The sequence below is a fragment of the Stagnihabitans lacustris genome (assembly GCF_025950525.1).
Lineage (GTDB): Bacteria > Pseudomonadota > Alphaproteobacteria > Rhodobacterales > Rhodobacteraceae > Stagnihabitans.
This window is the reverse complement of sequence record NZ_JAPDGS010000002.1, coordinates 722339-734457: the sequence shown is the minus strand read 5'-3', so window position 1 is coordinate 734457 and position 12119 is coordinate 722339. Positions and strand designations below refer to the sequence as shown.

The 12119-nt window shown below is 68.1% G+C and carries 9 protein-coding genes; 6 read left to right on the top strand and 3 right to left on the bottom strand.

Features of this window, described 5'->3' with window-relative positions:
• Nucleotides 1-29: 29 nt before the first annotated feature.
• Nucleotides 30-494: a hypothetical protein gene (locus NX862_RS08255; RefSeq protein WP_264493410.1), complete on the top strand. Its 465-nt coding sequence runs from the start codon at nt 30-32 to the stop codon at nt 492-494.
• Here the strand turns inward: NX862_RS08255 and NX862_RS08250 are convergent.
• Nucleotides 469-2265, bottom strand: a complete 1797-nt coding sequence (locus tag NX862_RS08250; protein ID WP_264493409.1) for an ABC transporter transmembrane domain-containing protein — start codon at nt 2263-2265, stop codon at nt 469-471. The two genes, NX862_RS08255 and NX862_RS08250, sit on opposite strands and share 26 nt — an antisense overlap.
• A gap of 224 nt (nt 2266-2489) precedes the next feature.
• On the opposite strand from NX862_RS08250, the gene NX862_RS08245 reads away from it, so the two are divergent.
• The 3 genes from NX862_RS08245 to NX862_RS08235 all read left to right on the top strand — a co-directional run bounded on the left by NX862_RS08245 (nt 2490) and on the right by NX862_RS08235 (nt 6424).
• Nucleotides 2490-3401: a threonine ammonia-lyase gene (locus NX862_RS08245; protein ID WP_264493475.1), complete on the top strand. Its 912-nt coding sequence runs from the start codon at nt 2490-2492 to the stop codon at nt 3399-3401.
• Nucleotides 3402-3464: 63 nt separating this feature from the next.
• Nucleotides 3465-4247: an alpha/beta fold hydrolase gene (locus NX862_RS08240; protein ID WP_264493408.1), complete on the top strand. Its 783-nt coding sequence runs from the start codon at nt 3465-3467 to the stop codon at nt 4245-4247.
• A complete protein-coding gene (locus tag NX862_RS08235) occupies nt 4244-6424 on the top strand; it encodes a primosomal protein N' (RefSeq protein WP_264493407.1) in 2181 nt (726 codons plus the stop codon). The genes NX862_RS08240 and NX862_RS08235 overlap by 4 nt, the downstream gene beginning before the upstream one ends.
• Nucleotides 6425-6687: 263 nt before the next feature.
• Here NX862_RS08235 and NX862_RS08230 read toward each other — a convergent pair whose 3' ends face one another.
• Nucleotides 6688-7284, bottom strand: coding sequence for a response regulator (locus NX862_RS08230; protein WP_264493406.1), 597 nt, complete (start codon nt 7282-7284; stop codon nt 6688-6690).
• 412 nt (nt 7285-7696) lie between these two features.
• Here NX862_RS08230 and NX862_RS08225 point away from each other — a divergent pair, with 412 nt between their 5' ends.
• On the top strand, nt 7697-8215 hold the full coding sequence (locus NX862_RS08225; protein WP_264493405.1) for a putative pterin-binding protein: 519 nt from the start codon (nt 7697-7699) through the stop codon (nt 8213-8215).
• A gap of 24 nt (nt 8216-8239) precedes the next feature.
• Nucleotides 8240-10720 carry an ATP-binding protein gene (locus tag NX862_RS08220; protein WP_264493404.1) on the top strand — a complete coding sequence of 827 codons (2481 nt, stop codon included), beginning with the start codon at nt 8240-8242 and terminating at the stop codon, nt 10718-10720.
• On the opposite strand, the gene NX862_RS08215 is transcribed toward NX862_RS08220, so the two are convergent.
• Nucleotides 10672-12087, bottom strand: a complete 1416-nt coding sequence (locus tag NX862_RS08215; protein WP_264493403.1) for a sigma-54-dependent transcriptional regulator — start codon at nt 12085-12087, stop codon at nt 10672-10674. The two genes, NX862_RS08220 and NX862_RS08215, sit on opposite strands and share 49 nt — an antisense overlap.
• Between the last annotated feature and the right edge of the window lie 32 nt (nt 12088-12119).

The window sequence follows — 12119 nt, the reverse complement described above, 5'->3', positions numbered from 1 at the left end:
TAATTCCGTTGCGGCACATGGAGGTGATGATGGCCTGGACCCAGTGGAGCGCGGATTGCACCGCCTGCGCGGCCTTGTGCTGCATCGAACTGCCCTTTGATGCGGGCCCGGACTTTGGCCATGACAAGGCGGCGGGGGTGCCCTGCCGCCATTTGCAGGGGCGCGCCTGCCTGTTGCATGGCGATTTGGCGGCGCGGGGCTATGGCGGCTGTGCGCGCTATGACTGCCTTGGCGCAGGGCAAAGGGCGACGCAAACCGGCCCCGGGACCTTTGCGGGCTTTCGGCGCCTGCATGACGACCACCTGACCCTGGTGGCGGCGGGCGCCCTGCCCCTGCCGCCCGATATTCAGGCCGCGCGCCTGGCCCTGATCGCCCAGGTCGCAGCCGAAACCGACAAGACGCCCGAAAGCTTGGAGGCCTATGTGACAGGCCCCCTGCCGGCACAGGTCAGGGACTTTCTGCGCGGGCTTAGATCGCTTCTGTCCCATCGGTGAATTGCAGCCGCGCAAGCCGGGCGTAAAGCCCGTTCTGCGCCACCAATTCCTCATGCCGGCCCTGCGCCACGATGCGGCCCTGGTCCAGCACGACGATCCGGTCGGCGCGTTTCACCGTGGCCAGCCGATGCGCCACGACCAACAGCGTCCGGTCCCGCGCCAGCGCATCCACCGCCTGTTGCACCGCCCTTTCGCTTTCGGCATCCAGCGCGCTTGTGGCCTCGTCCAACAGCAGAACCGGCGCATCCCGCAGGATGGCGCGGGCAATCGCGATGCGCTGGCGTTGCCCGCCCGACAGCATCACCCCGCGCTCGCCCAAAGGCGTGTCATAGCCCTGCGGCAAGGCCGCGATGAAGTCATGCGCCGCCGCAGCCTCTGCCGCGGCCTGAACCTCGGCCCGCGTGGCCTCGGGGCGGCCAAAGCGGATGTTTTCAAAGGCCGAGGCCGCAAAGATGAAGCTTTCCTGCGGCACCAAAGCGAATTTCCGGCGGAAATCGGCGCGGGTCATGTCGCGCAGATCGACGCCGCCCAGGGTGATGCGCCCGGCCTCTGGGTCGTGAAACCGTTGCAGCAGCTGGAAAATCGTCGACTTCCCCGCACCCGAGGGGCCGACCAAAGCCACCGTCTCACCCGGTTTGATCACCAGGTCGATCCCCTGCAACGAGGGCGCATCGGGGCGCGAGGGATAGCGGAAGGTCACGTCGTGAAACCCGATCTCCAGCGGGCCATTGGGCACCGGAACGGCGCGCAGCGGGTCGGCCACGCGGTCCTGATCATGCAAGATCTCGACCAGGCGTTCCGTGGCCCCTGCCGCGCGCTGCAACTCGCCCCAGATTTCCGAAAGCGCCCCCAGCGAACCTGCGACCATGACGGCATAGATGACGAACTGCACCAGCTCGCCCGCCGACATCGCGCCTTCCCGCACGTCATGCGCCCCGATCCACAACACGCCCACGACACCGGCAAAGGCCAGGAACATAACGACAAAGGTCATGACCGCGCGCAGCTGCACCCGCCGCAGGGCCGAGGCGAAACCGCCCTCGGTCACGGCCGCGAACTCGCCCCGCGTGGCGCCCTCATGGGTGAAGGCCTGGACGATCTGCACCGCGCTGAGCGCCTCGCCGGCTTTGGCGCTGCCCGCGGCCATCCAGTCCTGATTCTCGCGGCTGGACGCCCGCAAGCGCCGCCCCAAGATGATGATCGGCACGACCACCCCCGGCACGACCAGGGCCACCAGCCCCGTCAGCTTGATCGAGGTCAGCATCAAGAGCGCCATCCCCCCGATCAACGTCAGGAAATGCCGCAACGCGACCGAAACAGAGGACCCGATCACCGACAGGATCAGCGTCGTGTCCGTGGTGATGCGGCTGAGGATTTCCCCGGTCATCATCTTTTCGAACCACGAGGGGCTCATGCCCATGATCTTGTCGAACAGCGCGCGGCGGATGTCGGCCACGACCCGCTCGCCCAGCCTTGTGACGAAATAATACCGCGTGGCAGAGCCCACGGCCAACACCAGCGCCACGCCCATCGCCGCGCCGAAATACTTGTCCAGAAGCGCGCCTTGCCCGTCGCCAAAGCCGTCGATCACCCGGCGCACCGCCATGGGCAGCACCAGGGACACCGCCGCCGTCAGCACCAATGCCACAAAGGCCACGACGCCAAGCCCGCGATAGGGCCGCAAGAACGGCGCAAGCCCGCCAAGGGCCGAGACCTTGCGCGACTTCGGCCGCTCTTCTTCGCCCGGTTTCACCGGCGTTGCGTCTGCCATGGCATCCTCCGTTTGCAGGCGGGTTTAGGGGGCGGGGGCGCCCAAGGCAAGCAGGGCTTTCCGTCGCAGGGCCACGGGGATAGGATGGCGCGATGAACAAGGGGATGCCGATGACAAGCCTTGCCCGGACTGACCTTGACCGGATTGACCTTGACCAGACTGACCCCGCCCCGATTGACCTGGCCCCGATTGACTTGGCCCGGATCACGGCTGCAGCCCGGCGCATGGCGGGCCAGATCACCCGCACGCCGCTGCTGGAGGCGCCTTTGCTGAACCGGATCGCCGGGCGGCGGGTGCTGATCAAGGCGGAAAGCCTGCAAAAGACCGGCAGTTTCAAGCTGCGCGGGGCTTGGGCGGCCTTGTCGCTGCTGCCCCCGGGGACCGGGGTGCTGGCCTATTCCTCGGGCAATCATGCGCAAGGGGTGGCCTATGCGGGCGCTTGTCTGGGCCTGCCGGTCGTGGTCGTCATGCCCTCGGATGCGCCGGGGGTGAAGATCGCCAATACAAAGGCTTATGGCGCCGAGGTCGTGCTGTATGACCGCGCCACCGAGGACCGCAGCACGCTTGGCGCGCAGATCATGGCGGCGCGCGGCCTTGTGTTGGTGCCGCCCTATGATGACGCCGAAGTGATTGCGGGTCAGGGCTCTGTCGGGCTGGAGATCGCCGAGCAGGCCGCCGAACAGGCCGCGGGACTGGAGGCCGAGGTTCTGACCTGTTGCGGTGGCGGTGGCCTGACCGCCGGTGTGGCCCTTGCGCTGGAGGGCCGCCACCGCGTCCGCCCCGTAGAGCCCGCGGGCTTCGACGACATGGCGCGGTCATTGGCCGCGGGGCAAAGGCTGCGGAACCCGGGCCTGACGGGCTCGATCTGTGACGCGATCCTGACGCCCGAACCCGGCGCGCTGACCTTTCCCATCCTGAGCCGCCTGTGTGGCCCGGGTCTGGTGGTCAGCGACGATCAGGCGTTGCGGGCCGTGGCGCTGGCCTTCACCCATCTGCGCCTGGTGCTGGAGCCCGGGGGCGCGGTCGCCCTTGCCGCCGCGCTCTTTGCCCCGGACCTGCCCGATACCGTCATCGCCGTGGCCTCGGGCGGCAATGTCGACCCCGCCGTCCACGCCCGCGCCTTGGCGATGGCTTGACATTTTCCGACCTTTCCCGCCCGTGAACCGGCCAAAACCACCCGAAAGCAGACACTTCCCGATATGCATGTCTTTCTTCCCGATACCCGCATCAATGCCACCCTGCATGGACCCGAGGGCGCGCCGGCGCTGGTGCTGGCCCATGCGCTTGGCACCGATCACAGCCTTTTCGATGACCTGATCCCGCTGCTGCCGGGGCTGCGGGTCCTGACCTATGACCACCGCGGGCATGGGGCCTCTGACGTGCCGCCCGGCCCCTATGCCATGGGCGCGATGATCCGCGATGCCGAACGGCTGATGGACCATTTCGGGCTGAAGGACGCGGTGTTTCTGGGCGTCTCTCTCGGGGGTCTGGTCGCGCAGGGCCTGGCGATCAAGCGGCTGGATCTGGTGCGCGGCCTGGTCCTGTCCAACACCGCCGCCCGCATCGGCGCGCCCTCGATGTGGCACGCCCGCATTGCCGAGGTGCAATCCCAGGGCCTGACCGCCTATGCAACCGGCGCGTTGCAGCGCCAGTTGGGACCGAAATGGCGCGACCATCCGGCGCGCGCGCGACTGGAAACCCTCCTGACCGGGACCGATCCGCAAGGCTGGTGCGCCAGCGCCCATGCCATCGCGGGGGCCGATTTCACCCTGACCACGCCGACGTTGCGCCTGCCGACCCTGGTCATCGCGGGCCCCAACGATGGCACCACGCCCCCCGATCTGGTGCGCGAAACCGCCGAGATGATCCCCGGCGCGCGTTTTCACCTGATGCGCGGCACGGGCCACCTGCCGATGGTCGAACAGCCCGCGGCCTATGCGGAAACCCTGCTGCACTTCCTGACCGAAATCGGCCACAGGTGAGCGAGCAGCATTACCCCCAAGGCGCCCGCATCGGCGTCCTGACCTGCGAGCCGATCGGCCGGGTCCTGGATTACCGCGCGCCCGAGGGCGGCTGCGGCGATGGCGACTACCTGGAGGTGCCGCTTGGCCCTCGCAAGGTGCTGGGCGTCGTCTGGGGGCCGGGCACCGGCGACTTTGACGCGGCCAAACTGCGCGCGGCCTTTCGCGTGCTGGAGGCCCGTCCGATGCGCGCCGAACTGCGCGCCTTCCTGACCCGCGCCGCCGATTACACCCTGACCCCCCTGCCCGCCATGCTGCGCCTGGCCACCCGCGCGCCGGGCCTTGGCCTGCCGCCCTCGACCCGCCGCACCTACCGGCTGGCGGGTCCGGTCCCGAACCGCCTGACCGAAGCCCGCCTGAAGGTCGTGGAGGCCCTGCGCACCAACGCGCTTTTGACCATGACCGAGCTGGCCGAGGTGGCGGGCGTCTCGACCTCGGTCATCAAGGGCCTGGTGACTTTGGGCGTCGTGGCCGAAGAGGACGCGCCGCGCGACCTGCCCTATCCGCGCCTTGACCCGCTGCGCCCCTCGCGGCTGGAGGGCGATCAGGTGGCGGCAGGCGAAGCCCTGCGCCAGGCCGCCAAAGGCGCCTATTCCACCACGCTGCTGAAGGGCGTCACGGGGTCAGGCAAGACCGAAGTCTACCTGGAAGCCGTGGCCGAGACCCTGCGTCAAGGCCGCCAGGCCCTGGTCCTTCTCCCGGAAATCTCGCTCACCGGTGATTTCCTGGCGCGCGTCGAGGCCCGCTTCGGCGCCCGCCCCGGCGAGTGGCATTCCGGCCAGACCATGTCCGAACGCCGTCGCCTCTGGCGCATGGCCTCGGAGGGCGAGGTCGGCATGGTCGTCGGCGCAAGGTCCGCTTTGTTCCTGCCCTTTCAAGACCTTGGCCTGATCGTGGTCGACGAGGAACACGACACCTCCTATAAACAAGAGGAAGGCGCCTATTACCACGCCCGCGACATGGCGGTGCTGCGGGCCTCGATCCTCGGGTGTCCTGTGGTGCTGTCCTCGGCGACGCCCTCCTTGGAAACCTGGGTCAACGCCGCCCAAGGGCGCTATAACCGCATCGACCTGACCTCGCGCCATGGCCCCGCCGTCATGCCGCGCATGGCCACCATCGACCTGCGGGCGGAAAAGCTCCCCCCCGGCCGCTGGATCAGTGAAACCCTGGCCCGGGCCATCGACAAGCGGATCGGCCTTGGCGAACAAAGCCTGTTGTTCCTCAACCGCCGCGGCTATGCGCCGGTGACGATCTGCCGCGCCTGTGGCCACCAGATCGGCTGCGACCATTGCGACGCGCGGATGGTCGAACACCGCTTTCAAAAGCGCCTCGTCTGCCATCAATGCGGCGAGACGAAACCCATCCCCGAGACCTGCCCCGCCTGCCAGGCGACCGGCTCGCTGAACCCCATCGGCCCCGGGGTCGAACGCCTGGCCGAAGAGGTCGCGACCCGCTTTCCGGGTGCACGCTGCGAGGTCCTGTCGTCGGATATCTTCACCACCGCCCGCGCGCTGAAGGAAAAGATCGCCGAAATAGCCACCGGAGGCGCCGATATCATCATCGGCACGCAGATCGTGGCCAAGGGGCATAATTTCCCGAACCTGACGCTGGTGGGGGTGATTGACGCCGACCTTGGGCTTCAGGGGTCGGACCTGCGCGCGGCGGAGCGGACCTTTCAGCTGATCGCCCAGGTCTCGGGCCGGGCGGGGCGGGCGGACAAGCCCGGGACGGCGCTGTTGCAGACCTGCGCCCCCGATCACCCGGTGATCCTGGCCATCCTAAAGGGCGACACCGAGGCCTTCTGGACCGCCGAGGCCGAGGGCCGCCGCGCCGCAGGCGTGCCGCCCTATGGCCGGATGGCGGGGATCATCCTGTCCTCGCCCGACCTGCAACAGGTCTTTGATTTCGCGGGGGAACTGGCGCGGCTGGATGGCCCCCTGCGCGCGGTGGGCGCCCATGTTTACGGCCCGGCCCCCGCCCCGATCGCCCGCATCCGGGGCCGCCACCGCGTCCGCCTGCTGATCAAGGCCGACAAGACCACACCGCTGCAATCCGCCATCCGCGCCTGGGTGGCGCAACTTCGCCAGCCGCCCAACCTGCGCTTGGCCATCGACATCGACCCGCAAAGCTTCTTGTAAGTCGCAGCCAAGCCCGGGCCTGCCAGACAGCCCGGCCAGTCAGACAAGCCCAAGCCATCGCTGGAGCCCCGGCTTTCACACTGGCCCAAATACTCACGGGGTTCCCCAAGGGGCCCAAGGCCCCCTTGGGCTGGGGGGATCGGGGGGACTGGTCCCCCCGAAGCAGGGGGTCCGGGGGGCGCAGCCCCCCGGCCACCTCCGGCCCCAAACAAGGGCGTCAGCCCGCCGTGCGGGGCCGGACACCCAACGCGCAAAGCCAGCTATCACACCAGCTTGCGGTCGCGGGCAATCATCGCCGCATGGGTGCGGTTCCTTGCCCCCAGCTTGCGGCTCATCGTCTTGACATGCAGCTTGACCGTAACCTCTTGCAGATCATGATCCCGCGCGATTTCCTTGTTCGACTTGCCGGCGCAAATCCCGCGCAGCACATCCATTTCGCGGGCCGACAACAGGCCCTCGTCCGGCCGCGGCGCCAGGGGGACGGGGGCAAAGATCTCGCCCGCGATCATGCGTTCGACCGCCTGGACAAAGGCCGCCGGAGAGATCGTCTTGGGCACAAAGCCGCAGGCTCCGCGGTCCAGCGCCTCTATCACCAGCTCTTGACGCATCTCGCCCGAGATCAGCGCCACCGCCGCCACACCATCGACGGAAAGCACGCGGTCCAGCCCCGCCATCCCCGCCATCCCCGGCATGTTGTAGTCCAGAAGCACCAGGTCAAAGGTCGCATCCCCGGCCAGGATCGCCATGACCCCATCGGCATCGCCGGCCTGGGCCACGGGGCCAAGACCGCGCGTCACCAGGTATTGCGCGAGGGTCTCGCGCACAAGGTCATGGTCATCTGCCAGCAATATCCGCGCCACGTCGCCATCCTTGAACCTGGGCCTCCAATCTGGTGCCCCCTACTTTCAGCAACCAATCCTGCCGGCCCAATCCTGCCAGACCTGGCTTAGCCCGCGCCAACCCGGATCAAACTTGTTCCACAAATCCTGCCGGACCCGACCCGCGGCCCAAAGGCCGCGCCAGACACACCGCGCCCACCATGCCACTTTTTAGCGCAGAGCCCCGCCTTCGGCCATGCTTCATGAAAAGAGATTTAATTTCTGCTTAATCCTGTCCGCGCCACCTTCGGCCCCGCTTGCCCGCCCCCCTGCCGCGGCCTATACCTGCGACGAAGTGCCGCCTGTGGCCCGCAACCGTCGCTGGCCCGGGTCCCTGCCCCGGGTCCCTGCCTTGCCGGCGGCCAAGGACCCAGCGGCCCAGACCGGAGCCCCCATGCCTGCCCACCGCGTCTTGCTTCCCCTTCTGACCCTCGGCCTCCTGCCCCTGGCCGCGGTGGCCGACCAACCCCTTGCCCCGCCCGAGGGAGACATCATCCTGACCGTGTCGGGCCTTGATCCCGCCATGGCGCCGGATGGGGTCCTTGCCTTTGACCGCGCGGGCCTGGCCGCCCTTGGGCCTGTCAGCTTCTCGACGACCTCGATCTGGACCGAGGGGCGCCACGCCTTCACCGGCATCCCGCTTTGGACCCTGGCCCAAAAGCTGAACCTGCCGCCCGACGCCAAAGTGACCTTGCGCGCCATGAACGACTACCAGGTCGATATCCCGCTGACCGAGACCACGCCCCAGGCCCCGCTTTTGGCCTATGAGATGGACGGCAAGCCCATGTCAGTGCGCGACAAGGGGCCGATCTGGGTGGTCTATCCCTATGACGCCGACCCCAGGGCCTTTCAGACCGTCACCGTCTTTGCCCGCAGCATCTGGCAGCTGGACCGGATCGAGATCCCGCGCTAACCCCCAACCGCATCGGAGACCGCCTTGCCCGATGTCCTGACCTTTCCAGGCCTGCCCACGCTGAACCGCAAACGCGCGGTGGCGGCCTCGGCGCTGATTATCGTCGTGTTGTGCGGGCTGGCGCTGCTGGCCACCTCTGTTGCGCGGCAAATCGACCGGCTGGGGGCCTCGTCCATCGACAATGTGCAATGGACGCTGAGCCAGATGGGGGTGGAACTTCAGACCCTGGCCCTGGCGGTCGAGGACGGCATGGACCAGCCCGACGCCCTGCCCGAGGTGCGCAAGCGGTTCGACATCGCCTATAGCCGGTTCGAGACGCTGAAGGCCGGGGCGCTGTTCAACGACCTGCGCCAGCGGCGCGGGTTCGACCAGGCCTTTGCCGCGCTGGCCCGCTTCATGGACCGCAGCCTGATGCCGATCGACGGCCCCGATGCCGGCTTGCGTGCGGCCCTGCCCGGCATGCGCCAGGAGCTGCGCAAGCTGATCCCGGCCGCCCACCGGCTTGGCACCATCGGGGTCGAGGTCTTTGCAGCCCAAGCCGACGCCACCCGCGCCGCGATCAAATCGGCGCTTGTGGCGCTGGCGGTGCTGTCCTTCGTGCTGTTGACCGTGCTTCTGGCCCTGGTGGTGCGGCTGGTGCAGATCTCGCACACGACGCGGCAAAGGGCGCAAGAGGCGGCGGCGACCGCCCTGCGGCTGGATGCCGTCATCCGCGCCTCGTTGGACCCGGTGGTGACGCTGGACCAGGGCGGGCGGATCACCGGCCTCAGCCCAGCCGGCCACCGGGTCTTTGGCCATGACGAAGCGCAGATGCGGGGTCAGCCGCTGTCGGCGCTTTTGGCCCCCGGTCAGGCTTTGGCCCTGCCCGATGCCGGCCCGCAGCGCCTGCGGGTGACGGCGCGCCATGCCGATGGCACGACCTTCCCGGCCGAGGTCTCGATCTCGGCTGTGGCGGCGGGGGGGCGGGGGATCTTCGTGGCGTTTTTCTCGGACCTTTCGGCCCAGACCGCGGCAGAAGGCGCGTTGATCCAGGCGCGGGACACCGCGCTTGCGGGGGAAAAGGCCAAGGCCGATCTGGTCGTCCTGATGAGCCACGAAATTCGCACGCCGCTGAACGGGATGATTGGGACGATGGACCTGATGCAGGGCACCGACCTGAACCCGCAACAGGGCGAATACCTGCGCATCATGGCCGACAGCGGGCGGCTTTTGATGAACCAGGTCAATGACATATTGGACATGGCGCGGCTGGACAGCGGCAAGGCCGGGATGAACCGTCAGCCGCTGGACCTTGGCGCGTTGATCGGCGAGGTGATCGCAAACCAGCGCCCCGCCAGCGCGGCCCAGGGCAATGACCTGACCTTTGCCCCCGCGCCAGACTGCCCCATGCGGGTTCTGGGCGACTCCGGGCGGCTGCGGCAGGTGCTGTTGAACCTGGTGGGCAATGCGGTGAAATTCACCCGCGGCGGGCGGATCGTCATCGGGTTGGACCGCCTTGCCTCGGGCGCTTTTGCCATCACCGTCACCGACACCGGCATCGGCATCGCGCCCGAAAACCTGGCGCGGATCTTTGACGACTTTGTCACGCTGGACCCGTCCTTTGCCCGCAATGCCGGGGGGACGGGGCTTGGCCTGGGGATCGTGCGCCGCATCGTCACGCGGATGGGCGGCGAGATCACGGTGGACAGCGCCCCGGGCCAGGGCAGCAGCTTTCGCCTGATCCTGCCGCTGGAGGTGACAGAGGCTCTGCCCCTGCCCTCTCCGACGCAACTGCACCCCGCGACGCCCTGCGGGATGCATGTGCTGGTGGTCGAGGACAACGACTTCAACCGGCTGATCGTGCGCGAGATGCTGGCCCAGGACGGCCACCACGTCACCGAGGCCCGCGACGGGCTGGAGGGCGTCGCCCGCGCCGAAGCAGAGCTGTTCGACCTGATCCTGATGGATATCTCGATGCCGGGTCTGGATGGGATCGAGGCGACCGAAAGGCTGCATCACAAGGGCGGCCTGAATGGCGCGACCCCGGTTCTGGCGCTGACCGCCCATGCCATGCCCGAGGACCTGCGCCGCTTTGCCCGGGCGGGCATGGTCGAGACGCTTTTGAAACCGCTGGAGCGTCAGGTGCTGCGCCAAGCCCTTGCCGATCACGCCCCGCCGATGATCGACCTGCAAGCCCTGACCGAGATGACCGAAAACCTGGCGCCTGACGTGCTGGCAGATCTGGTGGACCGCTTTTTGGCCGATATGGACCGCCGCCTGACCGCTTTGGCCGGGGCAAAGCCCGATGCGGCATTGGAGGAGGCGCATCACATGGCGGGCTCTGCCGGGGTGTTCGGCGCCCATGCCATGGGCCTGGCGCTGCAACGGCTTTTGGCGCAGCTGCGGGCCGGCGAGCCCGATGCCGTGGCTCTGGCCCTGCCGCAGTTGACCGCGGTCTGGGCGCGCACGGCCAAGGCTTACCGGTTGGGCTCTTCGGCCCGGGCCCAGGCCTCCAGCTTGCGGTAAAGCGTCGAGGGCGAGATATCCAGCACCCGCGCCGCCTTGGGGACCGACCCGCCATGGCGCGACAGGGTGGCGGTGACGATCAGGCGTTCGACCTCGGCCAGGGGGCGGTCCAACAGGCTGTCCAGCGCCGGGGCATCGGGGGTCAGCACGCGTTCGGGCGGGGCAGTGCCGGCATCGGGCGCGGTCAGGGTCTCGGGCAGCATGTCCAGCGTGACAAGGCCGCCGGGGTTCAGCACGACGACATTGCGGATCACGTTCAACAGCTGGCGCACATTGCCGGGCCAAGGCTGGCGGCGGAACAGCTCTGTCACCTCGGGGGCCAGGCCGTCAAAGCGGCGGCCCTCTTCTTCGGCAAAGCGGGTCAGCATGGTTTCGGCGATTTCGATGATATCCTCGCCGCGGTCCCTCAGGGGCGGCAGGTGGATCGGCACGACGAACAGCCGGTAATACAGGTCCTCGCGGAAATGACCGCGGCGGACGGCGTCCAAAGGGTCGCGGTTGGTGGCGCAGACGATGCGGACATTGACCTTGATCGGCTTGGTCGCCCCCACCGGCAAAACGGTCGAGGTCTGCAGGAACCGCAGCAGTTTGGTCTGCAGCGCCGGGGCCATCTCGCAGATTTCATCCAGGAACAGCGTGCCGCCATCCGCCGCCGTCGCCGCCCCCGGCTTGTCGCTGATGGCGCCGGTGAAAGAGCCCTTCACATGGCCAAAGACCTCGGATTCCAGCAGGTCATGCGGGATGGCCCCGCAGTTCAGCGCGATGAAGGGCCCCTTGGCGCGCGGACTTGCCCCATGAACCGCCAGCGCCGCCAGTTCCTTGCCGGTGCCGCTTTCGCCGGTGATGAAAACCGTGGCCATCGACCCCGCCACCGAGGCGATCTTGTCATGGATGCGGCCCATGACCTCGGACGACCCCAGAAACCCCGCCGCCGCATCCCCCGCCGGTTTGCGCGCCTGCGACCGGGCCACCGCATTGGCCACGGCGGACAGGAACCGTTCATCCTCAAAGGGTTTGACCAGAAATTCATGGGCGCCCGCCCGCATCGCCTCGACCGCGCGGTTGATCGACCCATGGGCGGTGATGACGATGATCCGCGTGTCGGGGCGGGCCTGCAACATCTCGGTCATCACCTGCAGCCCGTCGCGGTCGGGCAATCCCAGGTCCAGCAGAACCACCCGGTGATGACCCGCGGCAAAGCGCTTTTGCCCCTCGGCTGCGGTGGCGGCCAGATGCACCTCATAGCCAGCAGCCTGCAGGACCGACCGATAGATCAGCTGCAACGAGGCCGTGTCCTCGATCAACAGCAGAGGACCGGCCTTCGCGGCTGCGGGGAAGGCTGCGGGTTTGACAGGTGCGCTTGCCATCGGAAATGCCTTTTACATCTCCGAACCATGCC

Bases quoted from the DNA above. Each gene is read 5' to 3' on its own strand.
- NX862_RS08255 (WP_264493410.1), top strand. From the start codon at position 30: ATGGCCTGGACCCAGTGGAGCGCGGATTGCACCGCCTGCGCGGCCTTG.
- NX862_RS08250 (WP_264493409.1), bottom strand. From the start codon at position 2,265: ATGGCAGACGCAACGCCGGTGAAACCGGGCGAAGAAGAGCGGCCGAAG.
- NX862_RS08245 (WP_264493475.1), top strand. From the start codon at position 2,490: ATGGCGGGCCAGATCACCCGCACGCCGCTGCTGGAGGCGCCTTTGCTG.
- NX862_RS08240 (WP_264493408.1), top strand. From the start codon at position 3,465: ATGCATGTCTTTCTTCCCGATACCCGCATCAATGCCACCCTGCATGGA.
- NX862_RS08225 (WP_264493405.1), top strand. From the start codon at position 7,697: ATGCCTGCCCACCGCGTCTTGCTTCCCCTTCTGACCCTCGGCCTCCTG.
- NX862_RS08215 (WP_264493403.1), bottom strand. From the start codon at position 12,087: ATGGCAAGCGCACCTGTCAAACCCGCAGCCTTCCCCGCAGCCGCGAAG.